Origin of the sequence: Paracoccus fistulariae, assembly GCF_028553785.1 — a bacterium.
GTDB classification, from domain to species: domain Bacteria; phylum Pseudomonadota; class Alphaproteobacteria; order Rhodobacterales; family Rhodobacteraceae; genus Paracoccus; species Paracoccus fistulariae.
Map to the genome: position 1 here is coordinate 2,826,469 of NZ_CP067136.1, position 14,799 is coordinate 2,841,267.

12 protein-coding genes are annotated in these 14,799 nt (G+C 63.8%); 1 reads left to right on the plus strand and 11 read right to left on the minus strand.

Going from position 1 to position 14,799, the window contains the following annotated elements; genetic code table 11:
* Nucleotides 1–2: 2 nt before the first annotated feature.
* The 6 genes from argE to JHX87_RS14000 all read right to left on the minus strand — a co-directional run bounded on the left by argE (nucleotide 3) and on the right by JHX87_RS14000 (nucleotide 7,268).
* Nucleotides 3–1,160: an acetylornithine deacetylase gene (gene argE, locus JHX87_RS13975; protein WP_271885617.1), complete on the minus strand. Its 1,158-nt coding sequence runs from the start codon at nucleotides 1,158–1,160 to the stop codon at nucleotides 3–5.
* 2 nt (nucleotides 1,161–1,162) lie between these two features.
* Nucleotides 1,163–3,232 carry an oxidoreductase gene (locus JHX87_RS13980; protein WP_271885616.1) on the minus strand — a complete coding sequence of 690 codons (2,070 nt, stop codon included), beginning with the start codon at nucleotides 3,230–3,232 and terminating at the stop codon, nucleotides 1,163–1,165.
* A 62-nt stretch (nucleotides 3,233–3,294) separates the two neighbouring features.
* Nucleotides 3,295–4,785 (minus strand): aldehyde dehydrogenase, encoded by a 1,491-nt coding sequence (locus JHX87_RS13985; protein WP_271885615.1) that lies wholly within the window; start codon nucleotides 4,783–4,785, stop codon nucleotides 3,295–3,297.
* Nucleotides 4,786–4,804: 19 nt separating this feature from the next.
* Nucleotides 4,805–5,479 carry a DUF1028 domain-containing protein gene (locus JHX87_RS13990; RefSeq protein ID WP_271885614.1) on the minus strand — a complete coding sequence of 225 codons (675 nt, stop codon included), beginning with the start codon at nucleotides 5,477–5,479 and terminating at the stop codon, nucleotides 4,805–4,807.
* Between the two features lie 4 nt (nucleotides 5,480–5,483).
* Nucleotides 5,484–5,900 (minus strand): RidA family protein, encoded by a 417-nt coding sequence (locus JHX87_RS13995; protein ID WP_271885613.1) that lies wholly within the window; start codon nucleotides 5,898–5,900, stop codon nucleotides 5,484–5,486.
* A 96-nt stretch (nucleotides 5,901–5,996) separates the two neighbouring features.
* Nucleotides 5,997–7,268 (minus strand): flavin-containing monooxygenase, encoded by a 1,272-nt coding sequence (locus JHX87_RS14000; RefSeq protein ID WP_271885612.1) that lies wholly within the window; start codon nucleotides 7,266–7,268, stop codon nucleotides 5,997–5,999.
* Between the two features lie 687 nt (nucleotides 7,269–7,955).
* Between JHX87_RS14000 and JHX87_RS14005 the strand changes: the two genes are divergently transcribed.
* Nucleotides 7,956–9,350 carry an APC family permease gene (locus JHX87_RS14005; RefSeq protein WP_272833704.1) on the plus strand — a complete coding sequence of 465 codons (1,395 nt, stop codon included), beginning with the start codon at nucleotides 7,956–7,958 and terminating at the stop codon, nucleotides 9,348–9,350.
* A 126-nt stretch (nucleotides 9,351–9,476) separates the two neighbouring features.
* Here the strand turns inward: JHX87_RS14005 and JHX87_RS14010 are convergent, their stop codons facing one another.
* From JHX87_RS14010 to JHX87_RS14030, 5 genes are read right to left on the minus strand one after another with little or no spacing between them, the layout of a single operon-like run.
* A complete protein-coding gene (locus JHX87_RS14010) occupies nucleotides 9,477–10,208 on the minus strand; it encodes an SDR family NAD(P)-dependent oxidoreductase (protein WP_271885610.1) in 732 nt (243 codons plus the stop codon).
* The gene (locus JHX87_RS14015; RefSeq protein WP_271885609.1) at nucleotides 10,205–11,449 is read right to left on the minus strand and encodes an MFS transporter; all 1,245 of its coding nucleotides are present in this window, start codon (nucleotides 11,447–11,449) and stop codon (nucleotides 10,205–10,207) included. Before JHX87_RS14015 ends, JHX87_RS14010 begins: the two co-directional genes overlap by 4 nt.
* Complete coding sequence (locus tag JHX87_RS14020) at nucleotides 11,442–12,599, minus strand: SAM-dependent methyltransferase (RefSeq protein WP_271885608.1); 1,158 nt, start codon at nucleotides 12,597–12,599, stop codon at nucleotides 11,442–11,444. The genes JHX87_RS14015 and JHX87_RS14020 overlap by 8 nt, the downstream gene beginning before the upstream one ends.
* Entirely contained in the window at nucleotides 12,592–13,383 is a 792-nt protein-coding gene (locus tag JHX87_RS14025) for a DUF1365 domain-containing protein (protein ID WP_271885607.1), read from the minus strand. Before JHX87_RS14025 ends, JHX87_RS14020 begins: the two co-directional genes overlap by 8 nt.
* Nucleotides 13,380–14,666, minus strand: coding sequence for an NAD(P)/FAD-dependent oxidoreductase (locus tag JHX87_RS14030; protein WP_272833705.1), 1,287 nt, complete (start codon nucleotides 14,664–14,666; stop codon nucleotides 13,380–13,382). Before JHX87_RS14030 ends, JHX87_RS14025 begins: the two co-directional genes overlap by 4 nt.
* Between the last annotated feature and the right edge of the window lie 133 nt (nucleotides 14,667–14,799).

Below are 14,799 nucleotides of genomic sequence, written 5' to 3' on the forward strand. Positions count from 1 at the left end.
CGTCATGTCCCGCTGATCTGCGACAGGATCCGATCCATCATCGCGTCGCATTCGGCAAGCTGCCCAAGGCAGAGATATTCGTCCGGCTTATGTCCCTGCGCGTTCATGTCGCCCGGCCCGCAAACCAGCGTCGGGATGCCCAGATCGGCGAAAAATCCCGCTTCGGTCCCGTAGGCGACCTTGATGGGCCGGTCCGTTCCGCACAGATCTGCAACCCGCGCGACTGCCGGATCGTCTGCCGCGACATCAAGACCGGGGTAGCTGTTGGTAATCTCGATCTCGACCCTAGCCTCGGCCTGGCCCGCGTAACGATCGGCCAGTATCCTGTCCATGGCCGCCCCGATGCGCGACAGGAAGGCGGCGGCATCGTCGCTGGGCAGATGCCGCAATTCGAACTCGACCAGCGCCTTGTCGGGCACGATGTTCAGCGCCGTGCCCCCCTGCATGCGACCGGCGTGGACGGTAGAGTAGGGGATGTCATAGGCGCGGTCCTGTGCGCCGGACGCCGCGAATTCATCCTGGCTCTGACGCAGAACCGACAAAAGATCGGCGGCAAGATGCAGGGCATTCACAAAGCGCGGGGCCATCGAGGAATGGCCCGCGACCCCGTGGCAGGTCGCCAGAAAGGCCGCCTTGCCCTTGTGCCCGATGGCGGGCCGCATGGATGTCGGTTCGCCGACAAGACAAAGCTCGGGTCGCCAGCCAAGCGCCCGCAGGTCCGGCAGCATCTGCCTGATGCCCCGGCAGCCGACCTCTTCATCATAGGATATCACCAGCATCAGCGGGCGCGACCAGTCGGTGCCACGAAGCGCCGCCGACAGCATCGAGGCAAGATAGCCCTTCATGTCGGTGGTGCCGCGCCCGTAAAGGCGGTCGCCCTCTTGCGTCAGGCGGAATTGCGGGCGGGACCATTGCTGCCCCTCGACAGGGACGACATCGCTATGGGCGGACAGCATGATCCCGCCCGGCCCCGCGGGGCCAATCCGCGCGACAAGTCCCGCCTTTGTGCCGCTGCCGTCCGGCAACCGCCGCGTGTCGAACCCGGCATTGCGCAGAAGATCCTCGGCATATCCGATCAGGGGCAGGTTGCTGTCGGCACTGACCGTTGGAAAGGCGATCAGCCGGTCCAGGATCTGAAGCGTCGAGGGGTGAGGTGCCATGACTATTCGGCCGCCAATTCGGTGATCTCGCGCCGGAAGGGCAGATCGTCGCCAAGATCGGGCATGTCCAGTTCCCGCGCATAGCGGTGGCCGGCATAGGTGGCCCAGGCGATCGGCCCTGCGGCTTCGGCGTCACCGAACAGCTTGACACTGCGGATCCCGGCATCCGCCCAGTCATCCTTCCGCGCCATCAGATCGTGGAAGACCTGATCATTGCCGCTGCGGGATGCGACCATCACCACCGCGTCGGCGGGATAGCTGCGGGTCTTGCCGGTATAGACGCAATTGCTGATCACGTGATCCGCGGCGATTTCGGTCACCCCGCGGTTCAGCACGATATCCACGCCCATCTCATCAAGGCGGGCGTGAATCGTCGCCTGCTCAAGCGTGTTGTTGGTCCAGTCGGAAACGAAGGCCGAGGGCGTGATCAGCGTGACCTTGACCCCTTTCTGGACCAGAAGCTCGGCCAGAACGCCGCCCATGTAATAGTGATCGTCGTCATAGATCACGACATTGCCGGCCGGGATCGTGCCGTCCATCAGATCGTCCGGGGTAAAGACCTTCGCGCCCTTGGCGATGGGCATCGGGACCACGTGCTGCCGTGCGACGCCATCGCGACGCCATGTCGCGCCGGTGGCAAGCGCGATGTTCTGGAAACCGAATTCCATGATGTCATCGGCGGTCAGGCGGCTGTCGAAATAGGTTTCGACATTGGCGCGCTGGCTCAGCTGATATTCGCGATATTCCAGCACCCGTCCCCAGGCCGACAGGCCGGGAAGCCTGCGTTCGCGCGCGACGCGACCGCCCAATGTGGTGCCCGCCTCGGCAATCGCCACGTCATAGCCACGCAGCGCCAATGCCCGTGCGGCCTCCAGCCCCGCAGGGCCGGACCCCACGACAAGCACGTTCTGGCTATCGCCCTTGGCGTTCATCTTTTCGGGATGCCAGCCCTTGCGCCATTCCTCCATGAAGGTGGGGTTCTGGGTGCAGCGGCTGATCGACATGGTCATATCGCCGGTGATGCAGATATTGCAGCCGATGCATTCGCGAATGTCCTCGATCCGGCCCTCGTCGATCTTCCGGGGCAGGAACGGATCGGCGATGGACGGGCGCGCGCAGCCGATGAAATCCAGCGTGCCCGAATTGATCATCCGCACCATCGTATCGGCCGAGGTGAAGCGACCCACGCCCACCACCGGCTTGTCGGTCAAATCGCGGATGCCGCGCACCAGACCCTCTTGCGCTGCTTCGTCCTTGAAGCGCGAGGGGCCAGAGCAATCTTCCCAGGTGCCTTGCGCCATATCCCACAGATCCGGCAGGTTGCGGTTCATTTCGACGAAATCGCGCACCTCTGCATTGGAAAAGCCCAGCTCGCCGATGGTTTCGTCAAGGCTGACCCGCAGCGTAATGCCCATCGTGTCGCCCACCGCATCTCGCATGTCGGCGATGACTTCGTTCACGAAGCGAGAGCGGTTTTCAAGCGAGCCGCCATATTCGTCGCTGCGCTGGTTGGTCGCGCGGGACAGGAAATGCTGGAAGATCCCGAACCCATGCGCGCCATAAAGGCAGATCAGATCGAACCCCGCCAGTTTCGAGCGTTTGGCTGCGTTCACGAACCAGCGGCGCAGATCGCGGATGTCGGTTTTCGACAAGGCGCGCGCCTGCACGGGATCATTGGTAAAGGTGCGGATCGGCAGCGGGGACGGGGCCAGCGGAACCTCTTTGGTATAAAGGTTCGGCCCGTTGATGCCGGAATAGGCAAGCTGGATCCCCGCCAGCGCGCCATGCGTCTTCATCTTCTCCGACATGCGGCGCAATTGCGGAATGTCCTTGTCTTCCCACAGCCGCAATTCGATGAAGGGCGTGATTTCCGAGGTGTGATGCATCTCGCATTGTTCGGTAAAGATGACGCCCCAGCCCCCTTCGGCCTTGATGCCGCGCATCTCAGCGGCGGCAGAGGGATCGCGATAGCCGCCGCCATTGCAATGGGGCACCTGGTAAAAGCGATTGGGTGCTGTCACCGGGCCGATCTGCATCGGCTGGAACAGGATATCATAGCGGGGATCGCGCATGGTCGTCTCCTTCGCGGATCTAGGTGTTGGTTGCGCTGACAGGTCAGGTGCTGCCTACAAGATCAGACGCCGTACTTGATCCAGGTGGTTTTCAGGGCGGTGTATTTGTCCAGCGAATGCAGCGACAGATCGCGGCCAAAGCCCGATTGCTTCATGCCGCCGAAGGGTGTCTGCGCGGACAGGGCATCGACCGTGTTGACCGAGACCGTGCCCACATGAAGGCGATCGGAGACGCGGCAGGCCCGTGACAGGCTGCCCGTCCAGACCGAGGCCGCCAGCCCGTAGATCGAGTCATTGGCCATTCCGACCGCCTCTTCCTCGCTGTCGAAGGGGATCACGGACAGGACCGGTCCGAAGATCTCATCCCGTGCCAGCGGATCGCCCTGCTTCACGTCGGAAAAGATCGTCGGCTGGACAAAGCATCCCTTGCCCTCGATGCGGACGCGCTCGCCCCCCGTCGCAAGGTCGGCACTGTCGCGCCCGGCCTCGATAAAGCGCATGATCGCCTGCGTCTGCTTTTCATCGACGATGGCGCCCATGCGCGATGCCGGATCAAGCGGATCGCCGGGCTGCATGCCCTTTGCGCGCTCGACCAGACGCTCGACCAGAGCATCCTTGATCGAGCGTTCGACATAAAGACGCGAATTGGCCGAACAGACCTCGCCCTGATTGAAAAAGATGCCAAAGGCCGCCATGTCGGCCGCCTTGTCCAGATCCTCGCAATCGGCAAAGACGATATTGGGGCTTTTGCCGCCGGTTTCCGGCCAGACCTGCTTCAGGTTCGACTGACCGGCATATTGCATGAACAGCTTGCCCGTCGCGGTCGAGCCGGTGAAGGCAAGGCAATCGACATCCATATGCAGGCCAAGCGCCCGACCGGCTGTGGCGCCCAGGCCAGGAACGACGTTGAACACACCGTCCGGCACCCCGGCCTCGGCGGCAAGTTCGGCCAGACGCAGGGCGGACAGCGGCGATTGCTCGGCGGGTTTCAGGACAACCGAATTGCCAGCGGCCAGCGCCGCCGCCGATTTCCACGTCGCCATGTCCAGCGGGAAATTCCAGGGCACGACCGCGCCGACGACGCCCAGGGGCACCCGCCGCACCAGCGCCAGATCGCCGGGCCCGGTCGGTGCGACCTCGTCGTAAAGCTTGTCGATCGCCTCGGCATGCCATTGAAAGAAACGCGCCGAGCCCGGCACATCGACCGTCGCTGCATCCGCGACAAGCTTGCCCATGTCCAGACTGTCCAGCAGCGCCAACTCTGTCAGATTGGCGCGGATCAGATCTGCCAGTCGCAACAGGATTGCCTTGCGATCGCCCGGTGCCATGCGCGACCAGCGACCATCCTCGAAGGCGCGCCGACCGGCCGCGACAGCAAGGTCGATATCCTCGATATCGCAGGCCGCGACAGAGGCCAGCACCTCGTCGGTGGCGGGATTGATGCTGTCGAAGGTCTTGCCCGAACGTGCGGCGACGAATTTGCCGTCGATGAAAGCCTGATTGCGGAACGTCAGCCCTGCGGCGCGAGATTTCCAACCCTGGTGGTCAAGCATGGGGTTCCCCCTCCTGTTTTTATTCGTCGCCGGGCACGCCATAGGACGGCGCGTGCCGCGGATCGATGGCGCGTTGGACGTAAGCCTCTAATTGCGGCTGATAAATTTCCCAGAGTTCGGCAAGGGCTTCAATCGGGCAATCCGCTGTCCAGTCGCAGCGCAGATCGGCGACGGGCCAGCTGACCTTGTCGACGATCATCATCCCTGCCGAATGGACCGGTCCTGCCTCTCCGCCCGCAGCCAATCCCGCGCGCATTGCCGCGATCAGGCGGTCGCCCAGATGCCCGGTGGATGACCGGAAACCGTCCACGATGGCCTGCGGCACGCCGTCATTGGCCAGCAGGTTTCCCCCCGATGCCACATCCGTCGCCGATGCCTGCGTCCAGATCCCAAGCGAGTTCGGACCCGAATGGATCGCGGTTCTGCCTTCCCGATCCACGGCCAGAAGCTGCCTGTATTCCATGAATTTGCCGCGCTGCGAGATCTGGCCGATGGCATCATCCGCAGAGGCGCCGCGCTGCAACAGGTCCAGCACCTGCGGACCAAGCGAGGGATCGGTCACATTCTGGCTGGCCACCGCGCCGACGCCCGCACGGGCAAAGGCACAGCGGGCCGCGACAGCCGGGGACGAGGATGAGATGGCAACGCCGAACATGCCGGTTTCAGCGCAACGGGCGACAAGGGAAAAGGTCATGGGCTCAGTCCGGGATAACGGCGGTGCCGTCGATTTCAACCAGCCATTCGGGCCGCGCCAGCGCCTGCACCACAAGCCCGGTCGAGACCGGATGCACGCCCTTCAGATATTCGCCCATGGTCCTGTAGACCGCCTCGCGATGGCGCACATCGGTCAGGTAGACGACCACTTTGACCAGATGTTCCATGCTGCCGCCTGCCTCCTCGATCAGCTGACGGATATTCTGCATGACCTTATGCGTCTGTTCGACCGGATCGTGGCTTTCGATATTGCGGGCGTCGTCCAGATTCTGCGGGCATTGACCGCGCAGCCAGACAATCCGGCCGCCCTGCGTCACTACCGCCTGGCACAGATCATTATCCAGATTCTGTTCCGGATAGGTCTCCTTGGTGTTGAACTTGCGGATACGGGTATGGGCCATTGTGAACTCCAGTAATGACGCGTCATGCGTCGCGTTTGCGTGCCGGATTATGAAACCAGGGCGACCGGCCTTGTCGGCAAGGTCGGCACCTGTAGCTCAGGCATCCTGCGTGTTGAGCTGCGCCTTGTCATGGTAATCCATATACTTGCGCTGGATATCGATCTGTTCGCTGATGTGCTTGGCGTCATGCCACACACCCCAGATAAAGCTGGAACCACGCCGGGACTGCCAGGGAAGCCCAAGGAAGAAGACGCCCTGCTGCGGCGATACGCCCCGCTGATGGATCGGCCTGCCATTGCCGTCGAAGGCGTCGATCTTCAGCCAGTTGTAATCCTGAACATATCCCGTCGCCCAGATGATGGTGGTGATGTCGGCCTCTGCCAGATCCAGTTCGCGGATCGGGTCCGACACGCAGGCCGGTTCCGGTTCGCGCCGACGCGCCTCGGGCTCCTGCGGCAGATCCAGCCCGTTGGCCAGGACATAGGCATCGGCCTCGTCCAGCAGGCCCAGATAGTTTGCATCGCCCTTGTCCAGATTTTCCTTCAGATCGGCCGCGAAGCTGACGACGCCATCGGAATATCCCTCGGTCCGTCCCAGCAGGATCATGCCCTGATTGGCCAGCCGCCGGAAATCGACCGTCTGCCCGCCATAGGCGCCGCTGACGGCGATTGTCACATGTTCCGTGCCGGGTTCGGGCGCGGACATGTCCCATTTCCCCAGAACGCCCAGCCACCAGCAAAAGTCGCGACCCCGATAGGCGCGCGGCGGCCGGTCATGCGGCCCCATCGACAGATAGACCCGCCGCCCGCTGCGCATCAGTTCATCCGCAATCTGGACACCGGATGAGCCGGCACCCACGACCAGAACGGCGCCGTCCGCCAGCTGTCCGGGATTGCGGTAATCGGCCGAGTGGATCTGCGTGACACCCGCTGTTTCGTCAACGATCGGCGGATAGACCGGCTTCTGGAAAGCGCCGGTCGCAACGACGATATTATCCGCTTCGATGGCACCTTCGGAGGTCTCGACGATATAGCCGCGCCGACCTTCGTTGCGGCGGGCGTTCCTGACCTCGACACCGCAGCGGATCGGTGCACCGATCTGTTCTGCATAGGTGACAAAGTAATCCGCGACCTGTTCCTTGGGGACGAAGCCTTCGGGATCAGCCGCGAATTCAAGCCCGGGGAAGCGGTCATGCCACGCAGGGCCATTCGCGACCAGAGAATCCCAACGCCCGCTGCGCCAGCGCTCGGCGATGCGGCCGCGTTCCACCACGATATGGGGCACGCCCGCCTTGCCCAGATGCTCGCTCATGGCAACGCCGGCCTGGCCTGCGCCTACGACGAGAGTATTGGTTTTCTCCAAGGCCATTCCGGCCTCCTTTCCTGATCAAAAGCGGATGTCGCAGAGGTGCTGAGCCGGAACCTAGGGCAGGTTGCAGATCGCGAACATTATGATTTCTTGCAGCATTGCTTAGGCCCTTCCTAAACTGCCGGTTTGCGCGGCAGATGCCCGCCCGATGCATGCGATTTTCGCAAAACCCGCCCGTCAGGACAGCCGGAAGGAAGGCCGGTTAGGTTTTTCCACAGCACTGGCTCGGCAAAGGTTAATTTAACCGGACCGTTCGTTCGGTCATATCATTCGCCACTCGAACCTTCGCCGGGGGAGGCGGCCTTGGTAAATTCGAACAGACATATGCGCCGGGATGGTGCCGGATGACCGCCCGGACGCCCGGGGCCGCGATGATCTGCGGCCGCATGGCTGCAACTGCGGGACGGGACGGCGGGCAGAGACGCGCCCGCAGGCATGTGCATCGGCAGGTCCGCGATCCGGGTAAGGGCATTCCAGACGCCGCAGGCGGCCATCGCCCGTGACATTCCGCGCGTCCATGCCGCGCAGGAACGGAACCGATCTTCCAGACCGCACATCCTGGCCCGGTCGTCACCCGCTTCGGCGGTGCCCGGAGGCCGATTGAAAAAACAACCGGCGATGCTCGGCCAGCGCAACCACCGGCGCCCGGACAAAAAGCCAATCCAAGAGGGAGAAGAGAACATGTCAATGAACGATCCGAACGCAGCGCAGGGCGCTTTGCCCGGGCTGAAGGGCAAGCTGGGCCTTGGACCGCTGATTGCCGTAGGTGTTGGCCTTGTGGTGTCGCAGGGCGTCATGGTCATCATGCTGCAAGGCGCGGGCTTTGGCGGCTATGGCTTTCTGATGACCACGCTGATCGCCTATGGTCTTGCGCTGACCTATGTCTTTTCCTTCTCGGAATTGACATTGATGTTCGAAAGCCCCGGCACGCTGGCCACCTTTACCGAGGTCGCCATCGGGAATTTCCCAGCCATCGTCGCGGTATTTTCAGGATATCTTGTGGTCGCGATGTTCGCCCTGTCGGCGGAACTGGTGCTGATCGAGCTGATGCTGGTCGAGATCACGGGGCTCGAATTGCCACCGGGGCTTCTGCTGCTTCTGCTGCTGGCGGCGTTCTCGGTGCTCAATATCCTGGGGCTGGATGTCTTTGCCACGGTCCAGTCGGCGCTGTCATTCGTGATGGTGGCGACAATCTCGCTTCTGGGGATCGTCGCGCTGACCGGCTGGGGCATGCCGCGCCCGGATGAGATCATCACCGAAAGCGTCGGCACCTTCAGCGGGGGCATGTTCTCATTGATCGCGCTGGCGATCTGGGGCTTTGTCGGGCTGGAATTCGTCTGCCCGCTGGTGCAGGAAAGCGCCAATCCCACGCGCAACATCCCACGGGCGATGATCATCGGCGCGACGATAATCCTGGCCATGTATCTGATCTATTGCTGGGGCGCGCTGATCTATGTTCCGACCGAGACTCTGGCGACCTCACCTTTGCCGCATTACAACTATGTTCAGGCGGTCCTTGGCAAAGCCGGTCTGTTCGTGCTGGTCATCGCGGCGTTCACGGCGACATGCAGCACCGTCAATACATCGCTGGCGGCCGTGCCCCGGATGATCTTCGGCATGGCCCGCAATGGCCAGACCTTCGCGGTTTTCGGCAAGCTGCACCATAAATACGCGACGCCCTGGGCCGCGATCCTGCTGGTCGCCGGCATGACCGCGCTGCCGATCCTGTTCTATGGCGTCAATGCGGATGCGATTCTGGTCCTGCTGGTGGGCGCGGCGATTGCCTGGCTGCTGGCCTATATCATCGTCCATATCGACGTGATCGTGCTGCGCCGCCGCTATCCCGACCTGCCGCGGCCGTACAAGACCCCGTTCTACCCGCTACCGCAGGTTCTGGGCATTGCCGGGATGGTCTATGCCATCTGGCATGCATCGCCATCCCCGGAATTGACGGCGAAGGTGTTCTCGATTGCGGGGTTCACCCTGGTGGTGGGTGCCGTTTTGGCCGCGATCTGGGTTCGTTTCGTGATGAAGAAGGGCCTGTTCGAACCGGAATCCCCACAGTTCATCGTGACCGAATAGCTTCCGTGCCTCTGGCGGTTCCGCCGCCAGAGGCATCGGGCAGGGTTGACAGTCCTTGTCCTGAACCGCCCGGTTCGCGGGCGGATTTCTGAATTTCCACGGACCGGGGAACGGCAAGCGCCCCCTTTACCGCACAAGCCTTTTGGTCAGCGGCAGCGAGATGGCATAGGGCAGGGCGCGCAGAAGTTTCAGGGGCAGGGTCAGGCGGCGGGGGAAATGGACCTCGAAACCCTTACGGTTCAGGCCATTCACGATTGCTTTCGCCGCATCTTCGGGCTGCATCAGCGCGGGCATGTCGAACTCGTTCTTCTCGGTCAGGCGTGTTGCCACGAAACCCGGACTGATCAGCCTGACGTCGGTCTGGGGGGCCAGTTCGGCGCGCAAGGATTCGGCAAGGTTGGCGACCGCGGCCTTGGTCGCCGAATAGATCTGGCCCTGTGGCAGCCCCATATATCCCGCAACCGATCCGGTCAGCGCCAGTTGCCCACCCTGTCGCAGCACAGGCGTGGCGGCGCGGGCAAAGTTGAAACAGCCCGTCAGGTTCACGGTGACGATCTGGCCCGCGCGGTCGGGGTCCACCTGCATGACCTTGCCCGGATCGTAAAGCGCGGCCAGCGTCACCGCGCGATCCAGCGGCCCGCCCTCTTGTATCCGCGATGCGGCAGCGGCCAGACTGTCCCGATCGGTGACATCGCAGGGCAGCACGGTCGCCCCGCTGCCCAGTTCTTCGGCCAGATCCGACAGCTTGTCGGCCGAGCGTGCAGACAGGATCAGATCGGCCCCCTCCGCCGCCCAGACCCGGGCAAGGGCCGCGCCGATCCCGTCCGAGGCCCCCATGATCCAGATTCTCTCGCTCATATCGATCCCCTTTTGTGCAGAAAGATCAGCCCCATTACAGCCAATGCTCGCAGCGCCAGTGGCAGCGCCGCGTAAAGCAGCAGCAATGCCCGCAAGGCCTGTGGCCCATTTGATTGACCGGGCTGAAAATCGGCCAGTTGCAGCAGTGGCAGCGCGACCACCCCGGCCAAAGCCAGCGCCAGCTTGGTCAGAAAGCCCAGCATGGCATAGGCGCGGCTGGCGGCGGCCTGTGTCGCAGTGGCCTCGATCCGGTCCGATAGAATGGCGGGCGGCAGGACCAGATCGGCGCCAAAGCAGAACCCGGTGGCAAGGCAGATCCACAGGAAGGCCGCCGTGTCGCCCGGGTCCAATGTCAGCGCAAAGGCGAAGCCGATACCGGACAGGATCAGGCTGACCGCCCAGACCGGGACCGCGCCCCTGCGTCCGGCAAGCCAGCCTGCCATCGCGGCGCCGGGCAAGGCGGCGGCGAAATAGGCCAGCAGGAAGATCCCGGCCAGATCCTCGGCCCCCAGAAGATCGCGAACCAGCATCAGGATCAGCGCGGCGGGCAGCGCGGCCGATAGCAGAACAAGTGCCGCGACCCCGTAGAAGGGCAGCAGCGCCTTCCAATCCGGTCTTGCATCCGGCACGATGCGGATCTGAAGCCTGACCGAGGCCAGCCAGCGGCGAAAAATCGGCAATGTGATCAGCAGCAGCACCGCCAGAATCCCCGCAAGCGCCATCAGCGCCGCCTGTCGCCCGATGACCTGCTGCAGGGTCGAGGGCAGCACGACCGCAAGGATCAGCCCCGCCAGCCCAAAGCCCTCGCGTGCGGCGCTGATGCGGGATTTCTGCGCCGGATCCTGCCGCCACAGGCCGCCAAGCGTCATCAGATTGACCGAAATCAGGCTGTGCCCAAGGCTGGCCAGCACCATCGCCACAAGGAACCAGATCAGCACGGGCAAGGGGGGCGGCGCGAACAGTGCCATGACACCCAGTCCCAGCAGAACGGCCCCGGCCGTTACCAGCGCGCCGCGCGCGCGCGGCCAGCGATCCCCGGCCCATCCGGCCATCGGGTCCAGCACCGCGTCGAATATCCGCAGCCAGAACAGCGCCAGCCCCAATGCTGCCAGCGAAACCCCACGCTCGACCGCGAAGAAATCCGGGGCGTGGATGTAAAGCGGCAGGCCGCCAAAGGCCAGCGGCAGGGCAAGCGCGCCGTAGGCCGCCAGATCGCGATGGCCCGGCGCGGCATCAGGCATGGGCCAGCCGGTACTGCTTCACATCCGTCCGACCGACCGAGAAAGAGGCGATGCAGGCGGCAAGGTAAAAGCGCCAGACGCGGATGAAGGCGTCGTCAAAGCCCATCGCCTGAATCTCGGCCCGGCGGGCGTCGAAACGCTCAAGCCATTCGGTCAGGGTGCGGGCATAGTCGCGACCGAAGCTGAAGGCATCCTCGATCCGCAGGCCGGTACGCTCGGCCTCTGCCCGGAAGCGTTCGGGCGAGGGCAGCATGCCGCCGGGAAAGATGAAGCTGCGGATCATGTCGCCGCCCTTGCGATAGCGGTCGAAATAGCGGTCGGCGACGGTGATGGTCTGGATCATGGCGCGGCCCTTGTCGCTCAGCGCCTCGGCCAGCTTGCCGAAATACGAGGGCCAGTAGGCCTCGCCCACGGCCTCGAACATCTCGATCGAGACGATGTGATCGAAGCGGCTTTTCTCGTCGCGGTAATCCTGCAGCGCAATCTCGGCCCCCGGTCCCAGACGGGCGCGGGCATAGGCGGCCTGTTCGCTGGAGAGCGTCAGCCCTTTCGGCGCAAAATCGCCCCGTTGCAGGGCACGTTCGGCAAATCCGCCCCATCCGCAGCCGATTTCCAGCAGGCGGCCGGAATTCCCGGCAAGCCCGTCGATGACACGGTCATATTTGCGCCGCTGGGCGGCGGCCAGATCGTCGCCCTTGCCGAACAGGGCCGATGAATAGGTCATGGTTTCGTCCAGCCAGAGGCCGTAAAACGCGTTTCCCAGATCGTAATGCGCGGCAATATTGCGCCGCGATCCGGATCGCGTGTTGCGGTTCAGCAGATACAGCAGCCGCATGGCCAGCGCCTGTAAGGGTTTGCCATAGATATAGCGTTCAAGCGCCTCTTCATTCATCAGCCCCAATGTCAGCAGCGCGGCCAGATCGGACGAATCGCACCAGCCATCGCGATAGGCCTCGGTCAGGCCGATATCGCCTTTCGCGGCCAGCGCGGGCACCATGCGCCAGTCATGGATGGTCAGATCCGCGACCGGCCCCGGCTGGTCGCCCGCAAAGACGCGCGTCGTGCCATCAGGTATCGTCAGGCTGAGCTGTCCAAAGCTGATGCCATCAAGGCTGCGCAGAAATTGCGATCTTATGCGCTGCTCAAACATCGGTACTCTCCGTCTTCGTGGCCTGCGACTGTCGCGTGACAAGTTGCGTGGGCTTGGTTCGATAGCGGACACCCCGCGAAAACAGCTTCGCGGCCTGCCAATGGATCAGCCCGACAACGCGCAAGGGCTGCCATGCGTTGCGCAGCGTTGCACGGCGCAGGCTGGCACGGGTCAGCGGGCGCGCCTGCCCCGCCATCGAGGTTTGAAGCCGCAGCGTCCCGTCAACGCCGATCCAGTCCACCCAGGCGCCGAAGCGCCCCGGGCCGGGATCGAAGCGAAAGACATAGCTGCCCTCGCGCGGCAGGAAGGGCGAGACGTGAAACAGCTTGTCGCCGGTCAGCCGGTCGCTGCGCCGGATGGGGCGGTTATCGGGGTGGTGGCACAGGTACAGATGGCTTTCGCCGAATGTGTTCGAGACCTCGGCCAGAACGGCGCGCAGCCCCTGATCGTCGCGGGCCAGCCAGAAGCTGACCGGATTGAACCCGTTCAGAAGCCCGCGCGGCATGGTCACCAGCGTGGTATGGCAATGATCCAACCCGATCGCGCCAAGCTGATCGCGGATGAAATCGGACAGCGGGCTGCCATCCCGCGCGCCGTAATCCCTGCGCAGCAGCCGCCAGATCCCGGCACGGTCGGGGCGAAGCGGCAGGCGGTCAGCCTCCAGCGCCTCGACCGGCAGCGCCGCGTAGAGCGCGCGATACCGGAATTGCCGCGACACATCGCCCGACCGCGCATGCCAGATCGCCGCGTCGATCAGCGCGCCGTCCCACAGATCGACGCTCATCGCGCCAGCCTTTTCGCCGGGGTCCAGGGATCGGCGCCCAATGGCCAGTCGATGCCCATTGCCTGTGCCACGCGCAGGGCCGAAAGCAGGCCGTCTTCGTGAAAGCCAAAGCGGGTCCATGCACCGGCGTAATAGATCCCGCCGCGCCCCTGGATCCCGGGCAGGCGGTCCTGCGCCGCAACGGCGGCCGCGTCGAATTGCGGATGGGCGAAAATCGCCTCGTCATGGATATGGGTGGGCTCGATCTCGGGGTTCAGGGTGACGATCAGCGGGTGCCGGGTTTGCAGATTCTGCAAGCGGTTCATCCAATAGGACAGGCTGATCGGCCGGTCCGTCGCAGGCGTCGCACCGCGTGTCACATAGTTCCAGGACGCCCAGGCAGAGCGCCGCCGGGGCATCAGCCGCGTATCCGAATGCAGCGCCATCCGGTTGGGCTGCGTCCGCATCGCCCCCAGAATCGCGGTTTCCTCGTGATCGGGCTGCTGCAACATCGCCAAAGCCTGCGGCGCATGGGTCGCAAAGACAACCGCGTCAAAGCGTTCTTCGCCGCGCGGGCTGGCAATCACCACGCCATCGCCATCGCGCCGCACGGAATCCACCGGACAGGACAGCCTGACATCGCCCGAGATCCGTTTCAGCATCGCCGAGACATAGCTTTGCGACCCGCCCGTGACGGTCAGCCATTGCGGCTGACCATTCACCGACAGCAGCCCGTGATTGTCAAAAAAGCGCACGAAGGTGCTGGCCGGGAATTGCATCATATCTGCTGTCGGCGTCGACCAGATCGCCCCCGAGATCGGCAGCAGGAACCGGTCGCGAAACTCATCGCCCAGACGCAGGGACCGGATCAGCTCTCCGATGCTGCCTTCGTGGTTCTGATAGGTCGGCGCCTGCCTGAAAAAGCGCAGGATATCGCGGATCAGCCGCCAATGCCCGGCATCCATCAGGCACATGGGCTGCGCGAACATGGCGCGGGTGGAAAAGGTGCCATATTCATAACGGCCATCCGCGAAGCTGGCGGCGAAGGACATGTCGCTTGGTTCCAGCGCGACGCCCAGATGTTCCATCAGCGGCACGAACAGCGGATAGGTGCGGCGATTGCAGACGATGAAGCCGGTATCGACATCGACGTCCTCGGCGCGCACGGTGCGGGCATGCCCGCCGGCCCGGGCTTCCTTTTCAAACAGCGTGACCTCGTGATGCGGATCCAGCAGCCAGGCCGCGCCCAGACCCGAGATTCCGCTGCCAATGACCGCGACACGCCCTCGTTTCACACCCCTCACGCCCGGACCTCTTCTGCCTTGACGCGCGGATGGGCGTTGATGTGGCGAGGCCGACTGCCTCCGGCATGGATCGGCGTGCCGACAGGTGGGACAGAGCCGTGCAGGAACGCGCTGCGGAGACAGGGAGTTTGCA

Coding starts and splice junctions, on each gene's coding strand:
- JHX87_RS14005 (WP_272833704.1), top strand. CDS start 7,956: ATGAACGATCCGAACGCAGCGCAGGGCGCTTTGCCCGGGCTGAAGGGC.
- JHX87_RS14025 (WP_271885607.1), bottom strand. CDS start 13,383: ATGAGCGTCGATCTGTGGGACGGCGCGCTGATCGACGCGGCGATCTGG.
- JHX87_RS14010 (WP_271885610.1), bottom strand. CDS start 10,208: ATGAGCGAGAGAATCTGGATCATGGGGGCCTCGGACGGGATCGGCGCG.
- JHX87_RS13995 (WP_271885613.1), bottom strand. CDS start 5,900: ATGGCCCATACCCGTATCCGCAAGTTCAACACCAAGGAGACCTATCCG.
- JHX87_RS13985 (WP_271885615.1), bottom strand. CDS start 4,785: ATGCTTGACCACCAGGGTTGGAAATCTCGCGCCGCAGGGCTGACGTTC.
- JHX87_RS14020 (WP_271885608.1), bottom strand. CDS start 12,599: ATGTTTGAGCAGCGCATAAGATCGCAATTTCTGCGCAGCCTTGATGGC.
- JHX87_RS13980 (WP_271885616.1), bottom strand. CDS start 3,232: ATGCGCGATCCCCGCTATGATATCCTGTTCCAGCCGATGCAGATCGGC.
- JHX87_RS14000 (WP_271885612.1), bottom strand. CDS start 7,268: ATGGCCTTGGAGAAAACCAATACTCTCGTCGTAGGCGCAGGCCAGGCC.
- JHX87_RS13990 (WP_271885614.1), bottom strand. CDS start 5,479: ATGACCTTTTCCCTTGTCGCCCGTTGCGCTGAAACCGGCATGTTCGGC.
- JHX87_RS14015 (WP_271885609.1), bottom strand. CDS start 11,449: ATGCCTGATGCCGCGCCGGGCCATCGCGATCTGGCGGCCTACGGCGCG.
- argE (WP_271885617.1), bottom strand. CDS start 1,160: ATGGCACCTCACCCCTCGACGCTTCAGATCCTGGACCGGCTGATCGCC.